The sequence below is a fragment of the Exiguobacterium sp. s102 genome (assembly GCF_018618635.1).
Taxonomy (GTDB): domain Bacteria; phylum Bacillota; class Bacilli; order Exiguobacteriales; family Exiguobacteriaceae; genus Exiguobacterium_A; species Exiguobacterium_A oxidotolerans.
The window spans coordinates 507673-522622 of sequence record NZ_JACSML010000002.1 but is presented as its reverse complement, the minus strand read 5'-3'; the positions used below and the strand labels follow the sequence as shown (position 1 = coordinate 522622).

The window sequence follows — 14950 nt, the reverse complement described above, 5'->3', positions numbered from 1 at the left end:
CCCCCTTCATTAACGAGTACTAGTTCTAGTGTACCGAACGTCTGTAAAGGTCTTGTAAATCCGGTGTAAAAAAACGTGTGCTTCCTATGAATTGTTGTTGAATTCCTCATTTTTTCAGAATTAACACGTCCCTCAGACAAAAAAAGTCCACCTTTATTCACGGATGACATGAATAAAGGTGGACTAAAGTCAGACTGTTATTGCTTTTCTTTATCGAACAACGGAATCTTCGACTCGGTCCCTTGACGAATCCGACCGATGTTATCGCGGTGTTTGAAGATGACGAACAAAGCAAGTACGGTAAAGAACGTCGGAACGATCCAGTCGTGTTGTACGATGCCGATCGACACGGCAGCGACGATTCCGATGCTTGCCGCGACAATCGAGCTGAGCGACACCATTCGACTGAAACGAAGCGTCGTTAAGAACGAGACGAGCAAAATCAAGAATAAGAGTGGACTCGTCACGAGCAACATCCCACCTGATGTCGCGACAGCTTTTCCACCTTTGAACTTTGCGAAGATCGGATAAATATGTCCGATGACTGCCGCAATACCGGCAAAGAGTGGATGGAGTTCTGACGCGAGCAGAATTGGGACGAGACTCGCGACCGCCCCCTTACCGAGATCCCCAATCAAGACGATGATCCCGGCTTTTTTACCTAAGACACGAAACGTATTCGTCGTTCCTAAGTTACCGCTCCCGTGCTGGCGGATATCTATCCCGTGTCCCCATTTTCCGACAAGTAACGCAAATGGTATCGATCCAAGCAGATAGCCGAGAATCAAAATCCCAATGATTTCAATCATGGTCAACCTCCAAAGTATTAATGACCGACCTTCATATATTCTTCGAGAGTCTGTCCATTATTTTTGATTTGTGTTGCAGGACCGACACCGACGTAACGAATATGCCATGGTTCATACGTATACCCTGTCCGCGCTTGGAACCCTTTATCATAACGAACGATGAAACCATACTTCGCCGCATTGTTCGCAATCCACTTACCTTCTTTTGTGTTGCCGAGTTCAGCTGTCAAGCCATTTCCGACGCTCGGGGCTGAAATATCGAAGACGAGCCCTGTCTGGTGTTCACTGTGACCAGGACGTGCCGAATATTGATCGGCTGCTGCTTTCCCGTCTCGTGCGACATAGTTATTGTACAGGACCGTCTGGCGTTGACCAGACCGGAAACCACTGACCGCATTCAATGTCACGCCGTCTTTTTTAGCGGCTGCGAACATCTTCTCAATTTGTTTTGCGGCAGGTGCGCGCATGTAACTTTGTTCGAGCACACCCGAGTAAGAGAAGCTGATGTCTGGAACGACGAGATCAGACGGTTTGTAGTCGATTGGCAGACTGTATTTCTTGTTGACGACGACGAGTTCATTGAGTCCTAAATCGGCTTTCGTATCCGATTTATCGACGTCCGGTGTCTCTGATTCCGGTTCAGACTTTTTATCCGGCTCAGGATCTTGCGACGATGTTGTTTTACCATCATCCTTTTTATCCTCAGTTGCTTTATCTTCCGTCGCTTTATCGTCTGCGGCTTTTTTATCAGCAGCGGCTTTCTCTTCTGCTGCCTTCTTGTCTGCTGCTGCCTTATCTTCTGCTGCTTTTTCTTCCGCAACCTTCTTGTCAGCAGCTGCTTTCGCGTCCGCTTCTTTTTTTGCTTCTTCTGCTTCTTTTTCTTTCGCTACTTCTGCGTCTGTCTTCTTATCTTCTTGGGCGACGTTGTCATCCGTTTTTTCTTTTGTCGCATCTTCTGTTTTAGTGGCATCTTCTGCGCCTTGATCCCCAGGATTACATCCTGCAAGGAGGAGCGCTAACGTGCTGACTGCTACGATTTTCTTCATCGTGTATTCCCCTCTTCCTTCGTGCTATTCTATGTTACCTCTAATTGACGCAATAGAAAAGCCCTCCAGCAAGAAATCCTGCTGAGGGCTTAGGCTTAGTTCGAAACGAGTCGTGCATCCTCAGCACTCATCTGTTCATAGATGGCATGCCAGTTCGGAAAGACCTTTGGTAAACGAATCGGTCGGAAATTCTCTTTTTTGACGACGACATGCGTCGTTTTTCCAGCGACGGCAAGTTGACCATCCGCATTTTTGACTTCATAGCCGTAAATCGTCCGAAGTCCGTCGTAATGGCTGATCCAGACTGAGACCGTCGCCGTATCGCCATACGTCAATGACCGTTTGTAGTCGAGATTGACGTTCGTAACCGGTGAGACGTAGCCTGCCTCTTCCATTTCCTTATAATCAAGACCGAGCGACTTAATCAGCTCCGTCCGGGCGATTTCAAGATAAACGAGATAGTTCGAGTGATAGACGATCCCCATCATGTCCGTTTCCGCATAGCGAACCGGTATTTCAATCGTGTGCATGTAGCTTCCCCCTTAAAAATCCTCTTTTTCAAGATAGGACCATTCTGAACCGCTGACACTCGCTTTGTCAATCAATCGGACGGACTGTTTCGCGATTGCCCGCTCGACGATCGTAATCGCGGCACGGGCGTTTCCGTTCGGCACGACCTGAATCTGTTCATCTAACGCCAGACGCGCTTCTTCCGTCAAGACATACCCGTAGCGTTCCGCGTAATTGACGATGATTTCAATCAACTCGTCTTTCGCGTAGTTCGGGAAGTGAAGTTCCCGCTTAAAGCGTGACTTCAGACCGGGATTGCTTGCAAGCAGTGCCTGCATCGGTTGCTCGTAACCGGCGAGAACGACGACGAGATTATCGTTATGTTTCGTCATCTCATCGACGAGCGTATCGATTGCTTCTTTTCCGAAGTCATTCGCTCCACCGTTCAACGAATAGGCTTCATCGATGAAGAGGACACCACCGAGTGCGTCACGGATGACGTCCCGTGTCTGTTGCGCCGTCTGTCCGACATAACCGGAGACGAGGTCGGCGCGACTGACGACTTTCAAATGTCCGCGTTTCAAATATCCCGCTTGACGCAAAACGTCAGCATAAAGGGCGGCGACCGTCGTTTTACCCGTTCCGCTGTTGCCGCTAAAGACGGCATGCAGTTCGACCGGTAAGACTTTAAAGCCTGCTTCCTGGCGACGCTGTTGCATCGAGAGCAGTGCCTGGATTTGTTTGAGTTCTGCCTTGAGTTCCGTCAGACCGACGAGTGACGCTAACCTTGCATCAATCGACTCGTCTTCCGGTGCCGCGAGTTCGAAATCCGCTTGTTCGAGCAGGGCAAAGTCTTCATGACTCGCACTTTCGCCGAGACTCGCACCCTTTTTGAAGATTGCATCGAGAACGATGTTGCGGACGGCACGCCCGTTTCCGAAACTCGAGTCGACCCGTTCGCGCTCGAGTCGCGCAAGTAGCGTCCGCTCCGCTTGATCCGTCAGGACATAATCGTTAGACGTCGCAATCGACCGACCGATTTCAAGCAATTCCTGATCCGTATAGTCGGCGAGCAGATAATGGTTCGATTCCGGAAAACGGCTCCGGAGTCCCGGATTCGCTTTTAGGAAGTCACGCATCTCTTCCGGATAACCGGCGAGGACAACGGCGAAACGTCCCGCGTATTCCCCGCTCGTCATCGCCGCGACGAGCGTATCGATTGCCGCCTGTCCGTAATCATTCCCGCTTTGACCGGACCGTTTCAAGGCATAGGCCTCATCGATGAAGAGGACACCACCGACCGCCTCGCGGACTTTACTCATGACCTGTTCTTCTGTCTGACCGACGAATGCACCGACGAGCGACGACCGATCCGTCTCAACGACTTCCGCCCGTTCAAGCAGTCCGAGTTCATGATAGATTTTCGCCATCAGACGAGCGAGCGTCGTTTTCCCGGTACCGGGGTTGCCCATGAAAATCATGTGCAGTGACGGCTGGTCACTCGACCGGTAACCATCTTCCGTCCGTTTTTGCTGGTACTTCAAGAAACGGTACATTTGATGGACACGTAACTTGATGTCTTCGAGTCCAATCATCGCATCGAGTTCCTCGAGTGCCGAGCGTTCGACTTGTTTGATCTCAATCGGGAGCAGTGAGACGACACGGCGTAATTCTTCCGTCGCCGTCACCTTCAGCTCTGTCATCTCCCGAAAGGCTTCGCGTGAATAAAAGCGTTCCTGTAAACTGTTGACAAAGTCCGTCGCCGTCTGTTCGAGTCGGGCACTCGACAAGAGGAGCGCTTTTGCCGCCTCAAACAACTCCGTCCAGCGCGTCGCATCGATCCGCCGCAGCCGTTCCGTCAATTCGACGACTTGTTCTGTTTCTTGTACGATTTGACTCGCCTGCTGAATCATATCTTTTGTCGCCGATCGTTTCGCATTGGCATTATCCGTCTCACGGATCGTCGGGAACGTGTTCGCGACGAGCAGTTGATAACTGCCTTGTAATTGTTGTTCAATCATCAATTGCTCCAAGCGTTCCGGTAAGCGACCGTGTTGTTTGATTTCTTGAATCCAGCTTTCTGCCAGCGCATCAATCCGTCCCGTCATGATGTACCGGTGTTCGACGAGTAGCGCGAGAATCCGGACGAGTGCTTCCGTCTCTTTTAACAGCCGACTACTTTGTGCGTAGCGTAAGGCGCGGACCTCCTCGACTTTTTCACCCTGTTCCCAGGCTTCAATTTGTTTGAACATCTCCTCTTTCGAGAATGCTTCCATCGCTTTAGTCCCTCCTACTTCTCGAAAAAACCGACTTTTGTCGCCACGATGTGCGACGTTCAAGTCGGTTTTTCGATTACTTCATTTTTAACCAAGCTGGATCAAATTCATCCAACGACTCGATTTTTTTCATTTTGACGGAATAGAATAACTTACCGTTATTCCGTGACTCCGCCCCTAAGACTTTCGAACGGTCGGATGCGACATAATATGTCGCTTCTTCTTGATTGTCTTCTTTATCGAAGAACGATGGATACTGTTTAATCCACTCATCCGGAACCGTGCTTGCCGGTTCTTTTTTGACGTAGACGTCTGCTGCATTGCCGGCAATATCCGCCTCGCCCTCGATTTGACCAAAGTCACCTTTATCGATGAAGTCGAGGATTTGTTCATTGAAGCCACGCGATAAGAATGGGCGCGGCGCACTGACACTTTTCGATGCTTCCGTCTCATTGACTAGCTTGCCGTCAGCGTCGTATTCCCGGAACATTTCACCGTCCCAAATCGCCGTCGTGCCTGTCGAAGGTCCTTCAATGACTTCCGTTCGGAAATGACCCTGATCGTCAAATACGACTTCGTACGTCCGTGCTTCGAGTGCATCTTCCTTCGTCGATAATTTCTTTTCGACATACTGGATGCGGGACATCGTATAGAACGGTTTGACGGGAGTCGCTTCATCCTCTTTAGAGGTCTGTGTCGTATTCAGTAAATAAAAATTATAGGCAAGGAGTATCGCCATTGCCACGATTGCTACAGCAATCCATGTACTCGTTCGTTTCGTCATGCCATGTACACCATCCTAATCAGTCTCGATTCATAGTTAATGGTATCGGTTTTACGCCTAGAATACAAAGGGTTTGTCTAAGTTCAACTGATTTCTGAGGAAATACGGCAGACTTTTGAACGATTCCGTTCATCGAACATACAAATTGACAAAAAAAGACGAAATGAATCACGTGCTCGCGATTCATCCCGTCTTCGGTTAATTTTCTTTTGGTTCACTTGCGATGATCATCGATTCGTCGACGAGATAATACGAATGCTGTGGCAATTCGCGTAAATAGCCTGTCGCAAACAACATCGCACAATCAACTTGAAACGTTTTCGAATACTTCTTTAATGGTAACTTACCCTCTTTATCAAAATAGCGATCGACGGCGAGCTGGACGTGATCCATCTCATAGACGATGTCCCGGTCTTTTGCTTCCATGATCGCGAACGTCTCCCGCGACATGTAAAAGCTTTGTGTCGACCGAACACCGAGGTGGACAGCCAGGCGGTCTAAATCAATTTTCTGTGCTTCGTCGAGTAAGACCGTCCGGTTCGTCCCTTTCGGTAACGTCAACTCAAATTCGTGGGTCGCTTGTTTGACTTCATCGAGCGTAACATCACGAATCGGTAAAGGTTCTTCCTCTTTCGGCTGAAACCACTTTTTGAACCGACTCATCGGCTGGCCTCCCTCCTATAGAAAAAGGCGGGGTTCCCCCCACCTTTTCAATCAACGACAATCCCTTATTTTTGAAGACGTTCGCGAAGGACCATCGGTAAGATTCCACCGTGGCGGTAGTAATCGATGTCGACCTCCGAGTCAAAGCGGGCAATCGCTTCGAACTTCGTGACTTTTCCGTCAGCAGCTGTCGCTGTCAACTGAATGATGTCACGTGGACGGACAGATTCGTCGATTGTGATACTGACTGCTTCCTCACCTGTTAAACCAAGTGACTCAGCAGACGTACCGGCGACGTATTGAAGTGGTAGGACACCCATCATGACAAGGTTCGAACGGTGAATCCGCTCGAAACTCTCAGCGATGACGGCTTTAACGCCGAGCAAGTTCGTTCCTTTTGCTGCCCAGTCACGCGACGAGCCCATACCATAGTCTTTACCAGCGAGGATGACGAGACCTGTGCCATCTTCTTTATATTTCATCGCAGCATCGTACATCGCCATCGTTTCACCAGTTGGCCAGTACGTCGTGAATCCGCCTTCTGTTCCCGGTGCGACTTGGTTACGGATCCGGATGTTCGCGAATGTCCCGCGCATCATGATTTCGTGGTTACCACGACGTGATCCGTATGAGTTGAAGTCTTTTGGTGCAACGCCTTTATTGACGAGGTATTGACCGGCTGGTGTCGTTTTCGAGAATGATCCGGCTGGTGAAATGTGGTCTGTCGTAACAGAATCCGCAAATTTACCGAACACACGTAGATCATTCAATGCTTCAACATGTCCAGCTTCCTTCGCCAAGTTCTCGAAGAACGGCGGGTTTTGGATATATGTCGACGCTTCGTCGAAGTCATATTGATCGCCTGTCGGGACGTCGAGGTTGTTCCAACGTTCGTTTCCTGTGAAGACTGAATCATATTCAGCACGGAAGCTTTGTGGTGTGACGACTGTGTTGATGATCGTCTGAATTTCGTCACGTGACGGCCAGATGTCAGCGAAGAAGACTTCTTGTCCGTCTTTACCTGTTCCGAGTGATGCGTTCATGATATCAACATCAACTGTTCCCGCGATTGCGTATGCAACGACGAGCGGTGGTGATGCCAAGTAGTTGGCTTTGACGAGCGGGTGAACCCGACCTTCAAAGTTACGGTTACCAGAGAGGACAGATGAGACGAGCAGATCTGAACCGAGAATTGCATCTTCGACAGCACGGTCGAGTGGACCCGAGTTCCCGATACATGTCGTACAGCCGTAACCGACCGTGTTGAATCCGAGCTCATCGAGGTACGGTTGAAGTCCTGATTTCTCAAGGTAATCCGTTACGACTTTTGATCCCGGAGCAAGTGACGTCTTGACGTATTTTGGAACCGTCAAACCAAGCTCGATTGCTTTTTTCGCAACGAGTCCGGCACCGATCATGACGTACGGGTTTGATGTGTTCGTACAGCTTGTGATGGCTGCGATCGCGAGGTCCCCTGTACGCATCTCGACAGCTTCGTCTTCATACTGGATAACTGCGACTTTATCTTTTTCGTCTTCAGAAAGACCGAATCCAGCATTGCCTTGCGGCGCTGTCAACGCTTTTTCGAATGACGTGTGGACGTCTGTCAAATCAATCCGGTCTTGTGGACGTTTTGGTCCAGCAAGCGCAGGAACGATTGTTGAAAGATCAAGTTCAACTGTTTTCGTGAACGTTGGATCTTCGTTTTGTGGTGTGTAGAACAAGCCGTTTGCTTTCGAGTAGTTTTCAACTTTCTCGATCAACTCTTCTTCACGACCTGTCAAGCGAAGGTACGTCAACGTTTCTGTATCGACTGGGAAGAATCCACATGTCGCACCGTATTCTGGTGCCATGTTAGCGATCGTCGCCCGGTCAGATAATGACATCAAGTGAAGTGATGGACCGAAGAACTCAACGAATTTACCGACAACGTTTTGTTGACGGAGCATTTCCGTCACGCGAAGTGCGACGTCCGTTGCTGTTGTTCCCGGGTGCATTTCACCTGTGATGCGGACACCGATAACTTCAGGAACTGGGAAGAATGAAGGTTGTCCGAGCATGCCGGCTTCCGCTTCGATTCCACCGACGCCCCATCCGAGGACACCAAGACCGTTGATCATCGTCGTATGTGAGTCTGTTCCAACGAGTGTATCCGGATAGACGTCGACTGTGCCGTCTGCCGTTTCTTTTTCAAGGACGACCGATGCCAAGTACTCGAGGTTGACTTGGTGGACGATTCCTGTTGCCGGTGGAACGGCACGGTAGTTGTCGAATGCCGTCGTTGCCCAGCGTAATAATTTGTAACGCTCTTCGTTGCGTTCAAACTCTAAATCCATGTTTTCAGCGAGTGCGCCAGCGAAACCGTAGGCATCGACTTGGACCGAGTGGTCGACGACGAGATCAACTGGAACTTCCGGGTTGATGACTGATGGATCTCCACCGAGGTCCTGCATCGCTTTACGGAGTGATGCGAGATCGACGACAGTCGGAACACCTGTGAAATCTTGCAAGATGACGCGTGACGGTTTGAACGGGACGTCGATATCGTTCGAAACTTGGGCAGTTCCCCATTTCGCCAAGTTTTCGACGTGTTCTTTCGTGATTGAGCGACCATCTTGTTGACGAAGAACCGATTCAAGCAGGACACGGATTGAATATGGAAGACGTTTGACTTCCGTTAGTCCGAGTTCTTCTAATTTTTCCAGGCTGTAATAGTTGTAATTTTTACCGTTCGCTTCAAACGAACGGCGTGCACCAAACACGTCTTGCGTTGATTGCGTTTGTTTCATGCTGATTCCCCCTTTAAGTGTTGACGACATCAAGCCCCTGATACCGCTTACTTGTACAGCTCTATCATAGTATAATATGGGTCTCGTTACAATTTGAAAGAACAAAAGACTTGTGATAAGTTTTCCTTATCGCCTAATTGAGAAGTTATATCAATCATATGCTTAGGCGGAGTTAACGTTTCTAGTTTTCGATACTTCCGTTCCGGGTACTACTAAACTGTAGAACGACATCAGAACTTTCTGGAGGCGGAAATTATGGCAGAATATAAAAATGATGCAACCCACGTCGTTACGACGATTATTTTCAACGATTTAGAAAAAGCCAAAACTGGCTTTGAGATGATCAAGGACCTCGAAGCGATTAAAGAAATCGAGATGGAGCAGATGGTTTTAGCGAAACGCGATGAGACGGACGGGTTTTCGTTCATCGATGCGATCGACTTTACGCAGCAGGATCAATCGTTCAAAGGCTCAATGATCGGGATGGCAGTCGGTGTCGTCGGTGGACCATTCGGGATGCTCGTCGGTTCTGTTGCCGGATACTTGATCGGCGCAAACCGGGACGAAAAAAACGAACGCGATTCGTTTGATTTATTTAACCGGACGCTGAACCAAATCAGTGCCGATCACTACGGTGTCATCATCATCAGTGAAGTCAATGAAGATTCAGAAGCGATCAATGCGATTGCGGCTGAACTCGGAGCGACCGTGCGCCGGACCGGTGAAACGTTTACGGATGAGACGGTGTGAACTGAAAAGATAAAGTATATGCTTCGCCCCCGTTTTTTCGGGGGCTTTTTTTAGCCATGTTACTCTGTGTGACAAATTACGATCTTTAAGTAAACGCTGCTTCAAATCGAAGCAACACACCGTATAATTCTTCGTCTGACAGTACTATCTTGTCCGCCATTATCGCTAAATCCTCAATCAGTTTATCTTCAGGAAAATATAGCTGCAGTATCGACAGGCTGTCCTCAATGGTTGATACAAAACTTTGATCTTTTACATTGATGTTTAAGTAAGCACCACGGATCATCCGCTTAACGAGAGATCGTTTTTCCGTTTGAGCCATGTCGCCTGCCTCTAGTTTTTCATGAGCTTTACGCAACTGGGCAGCTAGCTCCCGATTTAGAGCACGACTGATCCGCACGTCCGGTTTCATATTCGGAAACTGATCAGATAAGTCGCAACCCTCGATGCAGGAACAGACATGACGTATCCAAAAGCCCCATTCATACAGATTTTCAGGACTGAGCACTGTATCAAGTGTGCCTATGTCGTAATCAACTTTTATGATTTCAGCATGCCGCTCTAACAAATTTTGTGTCACTTCTCTTAAAGAACCCATTTGAACGTCTTCTCTTAAAATCACCGTCAAATCTAAATCTGATTTTCCAGGGACGGCTGTACCGCGACCGATACTGCCGTATACGTAAACGCTGTGAAGTACTTCACCAAACTGTTTTTTTAACAGACCCATCACTTCTTCAATGACAGGTCGAAACATCGCTTGAGTACGCACGACACTCGTTTGATTCATAATATAGCCGGCCTCATCGGTGCCAAGTCGTGTAGGCAACTGCATGTCATCGACACCTCCAACTCATTTCTGTTCAGGAAATTTAAACATCGCCTACGGTAACCATTGGTAAATTGATACAATATTATCAGATGGAGCCAAAAAGAGGGAGAGTTCAAATATGTCAGATAAAAATTATACCTATTTGATAGAGGAAATCGAAAAGCTGAAATTTCACAATCAAACGTTACTGACTCTACTCGGAAATTTACAACCGGATGCAATGGAAAACACAACGATACATGAAGCTGTCATCTTATTCGATCTTTCAAAAAGTGATCTACGCGGGCTGAAAGACCTGATTATCAATTATGATCATAACCGCTTTGCTTTTGAACAAAAAGCACTACTGATTAATCCTGTTTTCAGCAAAGATAACTTACTTTTCATAGTGAAATCTTTCGTCAGCTCAGAAATGCTTACTACTTTTGGAAATAAAATTTTAGCTGATTACGAAGTGAAAACTGAATAACGTAAATTCGTTTAAAAGAAATTGGTCTTGTGGGAGTCACTTTTTTCGATGCCCGTTCCAACATCTGACGGACTTAATGTACCAACTACCTTTTATAGTGACAAAGCAAAAAGAGATTAATTAATTTCTGCTATCACGCCGTAATGATCGCTTGGAAGAACAGCATATTTGCCCAGCAACTTATCGCCAAATATTTCTACAGAATCTATTTGCCAACTTTTTAAAGATGTCTTACTTTTTAGAAGAATCCAATCGTACCGTAACGTTTTTTGTGAGGTTCCTTCGTTCTTTAGGTATGTATTGTTAGTGTAGTCTAAGGTTGGTTGAGCTTTAAATCCTCTTTTCTCATAATTTAATGCCACATCAGACCAATCATTATAGATTAAATATCTATGTGTATTAGAATCAGGCACGTCGTTAAAGTCACCACAAAGTATTTCGTAGGATTTTTGATTGTCGGAAATCCACTGGTTGACGGTCATGATTTGCTCTTGACGAATTTCTTCCGTCCTCCAATTTAAGTGAACATTAGTAATTCCATAGTCTAAGTCATCATGTTTAACTGTTATTCTAATCGCACAGTAATTAGACTCATCTGTATCCGTATTCCAAATCATATCCGTTGATGTTATTGGAAATTTGCTTAAAAAAGCCAATCCCTCGTCTGGTGAATCAGGATATTCTTTAAAAATACAGTGAAATGATTCTAGTTTTTCACTTATATAGTGAGCTACGTTCATATTACTTTCTGCACTAATAAAAGTTTTCACTTCTTGAAGAGCAATTATGTCTGGATTTATTCTTTGGATTTCACCGCAAATAACCTCTATCCTCTTTTCCCACTCAACCTGTTTGTTCCAAATATTAAAAGTGGCTATCTTCATCGTATTTCATCCTTCATTTGATTTGTTTTAAAGTTCAATAAGATAACTTTCTTCCTCCATGATGGAGGTGACAACATCCTTAGGCTCTAAATGGGTAGTATCCAAAAAGTAAGGATGTTGATTTTTTTCTGAGAGAAAATCAGTTCTCAATATTTTTACCCGCTCCCCCATTTGTTCATTTTCAGAACGCGTTTTGTCGCGATTTACATTGACTTTCTCATCCGTCCACAAAATGACGAATTTCATCTCAACATCTAAAGAGAACAATTCAGGGGCATAGATACGGATATCTTCTAACGAAATTATCCAATCAATAATCACATCGAAATCAGACTTAATAAAGTTTTTTGTCAGTGCAATCAGGTTCTCCCACACGAGTTTTTTTGCTTGAACTGATTCCCAAGGTTTTTCATGTCCCGAAACTGGGAGGTGGCTTATAAGATCACCCGAAATATAAGCACTTCTCTTAATTCTTTCAGCTAAAATGGTTGACGTCGTTGATTTCCCTACTCCTGCTGGACCTGATATGAAATATATTCTGTTTGTCATTTCTGTTCTCCCTTTCGGTCAGGGGATTCAATGTATGTTTAATTGTCCTAACTCCTTGATGACTCGCTCAACTGCAAGTTTTGTCGTTTCCGGGTCTACTTTACTTAATTTATTTTGTTGGACGGAAATCACTAAATTCTTGTAGCTGATAAGTATTAAATCAGATTGATTCGCGAGTTTTTGATTCAATTTGTCATAGCCCGAGCTGCTGGGATACTGGATCATATCTTCGCCTATGTAGTGGTCGGTGTAGGCAAAGTGGACCGACAACTGCGTCGTCTGTTTTTTATCTTCGAGATATAGGCTTTCTTGTGTTGAGGCACTATCACTACTTCCATCAACGGTTAACCAATTTCTTTTACCAAAGCTTAATTCCTTGTCGATGATTGTGAAATCTGAACGCCGCGTACTTGCTTTTAGCTGAAAATGATCAATCTTCAAGTGTTCGTTCATGTGTGCAAACAGCTGTTCAAACTGGTCATGATTCATGATTTGATTTTCATCTGTTTTTTGATTCGAAACAGTGACTTTTTTCTTTTCTGATTTAGGCTTAGATGTCACAGCATCGTCTGTGCATCCCGCAATCAAAAAAACACTGGATAACAAAATCAAGTATTTTTTTCTCCATTTCATTTAATGTTCTCCCTCCAGGACTCCACATACGAAACGACATACTCTTTTTTCGTCCGACTGTACTTCATCTCGAAGAAGTACAGAATATTCTCTTTCTGATTCAAGACAGAATACGAATACGTCTTGTACGCCTTTAAAAAAACAGGCTGTTGTTTACCGGCTTGCTTTCCGACTTTTGAATAGTCGATATACGAGACGGCTTCGTATCTCCCGAGCCCTGTTCCAGTCAGCACGTCATCCAACTGCTTTTTCGTCATGCCTTTTTCAATTTTTTGATTGTTGTAGACACGTTTCGAATTTTCGACGGATACGTCAAACCAATGTTTTTCGACAAGCTTTAACTGCTTGCTGTGCTCTTTCGACTTAAATACGAGCAACATCCGGACGGTTTGGAACGTCACTTCATCCGTATTGTCCGATTCATTCGGCACCTTTGGATTCGGATACAAATAAAACTCATACTTCAAATATTTTAGCTTCCCGCTTTTATCGTATGTATTGGAATCGTATACCTCTCCACTGCATAAAAGATTAACTTTCACCTCATCTTCTGAGCGGTCACACAGATGTTTTTTATAGTTCTTGCCATACATGACTTTCGCAACACTGGTCATCGAGGCATTCATTTTTAACTTTTTAAAGGTGTCATGTTGTGTTTCTTTTTTGTTTTTCGCCACGGCTTCGTTTGACGGAAAACCTGTCAACATCAGACCTATTGAGACGGACAAAACAATCAGTACTTTAATTACATTTTTCATGTTACCCCCCTCCTTCAACAGCGTTAATCAACCGAAAGTAAATCCTTGAACTGGATGATGCTGCTGCCTTTTTTCTCATAGTATTCAATCATCTCCGGAAGCTTCTTTTTGTCATAGCTGGTAATCCCGTCCGTAATCACTGTCACGTCATAATCCAGTTTACGTAAGTTGAAGCAGGTCGATTTGACACAAGCTGTCGCGTCTCCACCGGTCAGATAAAAGGCGGTGATCTCGTGCTGCTCAATAAACGCCGCGAACGCTTCGCTTGTTAAAGCATTCCCCTTATATTTTGTGAATACATGATCTGAAACGATATTTAAATCGGGTGCTAACTCGGCACCACGTGTCCCGGTTTTAAACGTTCTTGTCCCGGCTGATAAATTTTCGTGCCGGATATAGACCACATGCATGTCCTGTTCAACTGCCCAATCAATTGACTGATTGATCGTACCGATGACTTCCTTATAATTTTTTGTCATGTCATTTTGAATATCAATAACGACTAACGCTTTCTTTTGCATGTAAATTCCTCCTGATCAATGAACGGATTTTTAGTTTTGATGATGTTATGCTTCCGATTCGTATCGGATAACGTACACTTGAGGTAAGAAGCAAATTCAAGGAGGAATGCCCCATGAAAGAAAAATACTATTTTGACGTCTTTCCTGAACTGACGAGCGAACGGCTGTTATTAAAAGAAATTCGATTAAGTGAAGCGAATCAAATGATTGAGATTACGGTCTATGATGGGCAACAGGCAAAAAACAGCCTTGACGTAGTCAACATCTTGAGTCAGATTGCCCGCGATTATTTCAATGGGGACGGGATTACGTGGGGACTGTACTTAAAGTCGACCGGTGAATTCATCGGGAACTGCTGTTTTTGCCGCGGCTACAAAAACAACATTGCTGAGATCGGCTATGTCCTGAAACCGGACTTCCGCGGCCACAGTTACATGACGGAAGCCGTCAAGACCGTTACCGAGTTTGGACTGCGGGAGATGAAAGTTTTACAAGTCTGCGCGTATACAGAACATGATAATCGTGCCTCCCAATCCGTACTTGTAAAAGCAGGCTTTCTCCGCAGCGCTGATGATGGGGCGTCTTACAAATATCTAAGTAACTAGCGTCTTCGGATGAACGGATGATCTACATTCTATGATAAAATTTAACTAATACACGGATGTTTAAAAGCTGCA

Annotated in this window: 16 protein-coding genes; 3 read left to right on the top strand and 13 right to left on the bottom strand. The window is 45.7% G+C overall.

From position 1 onward, the window contains the following. Positions 1–197: 197 nt before the first annotated feature. The 7 genes from plsY to acnA form a co-directional block, all read right to left on the bottom strand. Positions 198–809, bottom strand: coding sequence for a glycerol-3-phosphate 1-O-acyltransferase PlsY (plsY, locus tag KNQ02_RS07695; RefSeq protein WP_214767442.1), 612 nt, complete (start codon positions 807–809; stop codon positions 198–200). A gap of 17 nt (positions 810–826) precedes the next feature. Then, on the bottom strand, positions 827–1855 hold the full coding sequence (locus tag KNQ02_RS07690) for a M15 family metallopeptidase (RefSeq protein WP_214807797.1): 1029 nt from the start codon (positions 1853–1855) through the stop codon (positions 827–829). 95 nt (positions 1856–1950) lie between these two features. Beyond that, the gene (locus KNQ02_RS07685) at positions 1951–2385 is read right to left on the bottom strand and encodes an acyl-CoA thioesterase (protein WP_034801290.1); all 435 of its coding nucleotides are present in this window, start codon (positions 2383–2385) and stop codon (positions 1951–1953) included. 12 nt (positions 2386–2397) lie between these two features. Next, complete coding sequence (locus tag KNQ02_RS07680) at positions 2398–4641, bottom strand: AAA family ATPase (RefSeq protein ID WP_214769726.1); 2244 nt, start codon at positions 4639–4641, stop codon at positions 2398–2400. Between the two features lie 76 nt (positions 4642–4717). Further along, positions 4718–5425: a hypothetical protein gene (locus tag KNQ02_RS07675; RefSeq protein ID WP_088836791.1), complete on the bottom strand. Its 708-nt coding sequence runs from the start codon at positions 5423–5425 to the stop codon at positions 4718–4720. A gap of 198 nt (positions 5426–5623) precedes the next feature. Beyond that, positions 5624–6088, bottom strand: a complete 465-nt coding sequence (locus tag KNQ02_RS07670) for a DUF3939 domain-containing protein (protein WP_214807795.1) — start codon at positions 6086–6088, stop codon at positions 5624–5626. 65 nt (positions 6089–6153) lie between these two features. Then, positions 6154–8877: an aconitate hydratase AcnA gene (acnA, locus tag KNQ02_RS07665; protein WP_214807793.1), complete on the bottom strand. Its 2724-nt coding sequence runs from the start codon at positions 8875–8877 to the stop codon at positions 6154–6156. Positions 8878–9132: 255 nt separating this feature from the next. Between acnA and KNQ02_RS07660 the strand changes: the two genes are divergently transcribed. Beyond that, positions 9133–9627, top strand: a complete 495-nt coding sequence (locus tag KNQ02_RS07660) for a hypothetical protein (protein ID WP_159173715.1) — start codon at positions 9133–9135, stop codon at positions 9625–9627. A gap of 85 nt (positions 9628–9712) precedes the next feature. On the opposite strand, the gene KNQ02_RS07655 is transcribed toward KNQ02_RS07660, so the two are convergent. After that, positions 9713–10462 carry a nucleotidyltransferase domain-containing protein gene (locus KNQ02_RS07655; RefSeq protein WP_214801189.1) on the bottom strand — a complete coding sequence of 250 codons (750 nt, stop codon included), beginning with the start codon at positions 10460–10462 and terminating at the stop codon, positions 9713–9715. A gap of 115 nt (positions 10463–10577) precedes the next feature. Here KNQ02_RS07655 and KNQ02_RS07650 point away from each other — a divergent pair, with 115 nt between their 5' ends. Next, positions 10578–10928 (top strand): hypothetical protein, encoded by a 351-nt coding sequence (locus tag KNQ02_RS07650; protein WP_214801185.1) that lies wholly within the window; start codon positions 10578–10580, stop codon positions 10926–10928. Positions 10929–11044: 116 nt separating this feature from the next. Here the strand turns inward: KNQ02_RS07650 and KNQ02_RS07645 are convergent, their stop codons facing one another. Genes KNQ02_RS07645 through KNQ02_RS07625 form a run of 5 tightly spaced genes read right to left on the bottom strand, consistent with a single transcriptional unit; the run spans position 11045 to position 14273 of the window. Continuing rightward, positions 11045–11812, bottom strand: a complete 768-nt coding sequence (locus tag KNQ02_RS07645; protein ID WP_214807791.1) for an endonuclease/exonuclease/phosphatase family protein — start codon at positions 11810–11812, stop codon at positions 11045–11047. 27 nt (positions 11813–11839) lie between these two features. Beyond that, positions 11840–12361, bottom strand: coding sequence for an AAA family ATPase (locus KNQ02_RS07640; protein WP_214801180.1), 522 nt, complete (start codon positions 12359–12361; stop codon positions 11840–11842). Between the two features lie 27 nt (positions 12362–12388). After that, positions 12389–12994, bottom strand: coding sequence for a hypothetical protein (locus KNQ02_RS07635; protein ID WP_214807789.1), 606 nt, complete (start codon positions 12992–12994; stop codon positions 12389–12391). Next, positions 12991–13752 carry a hypothetical protein gene (locus KNQ02_RS07630; protein ID WP_214807786.1) on the bottom strand — a complete coding sequence of 254 codons (762 nt, stop codon included), beginning with the start codon at positions 13750–13752 and terminating at the stop codon, positions 12991–12993. The genes KNQ02_RS07635 and KNQ02_RS07630 overlap by 4 nt, the downstream gene beginning before the upstream one ends. Before the next feature lie 23 nt (positions 13753–13775). Further along, the gene (locus tag KNQ02_RS07625; protein ID WP_214801174.1) at positions 13776–14273 is read right to left on the bottom strand and encodes a cysteine hydrolase family protein; all 498 of its coding nucleotides are present in this window, start codon (positions 14271–14273) and stop codon (positions 13776–13778) included. Between the two features lie 113 nt (positions 14274–14386). Between KNQ02_RS07625 and KNQ02_RS07620 the strand changes: the two genes are divergently transcribed. After that, positions 14387–14878, top strand: coding sequence for a GNAT family N-acetyltransferase (locus tag KNQ02_RS07620; RefSeq protein WP_214807783.1), 492 nt, complete (start codon positions 14387–14389; stop codon positions 14876–14878). Positions 14879–14950 lie beyond the last annotated feature (72 nt).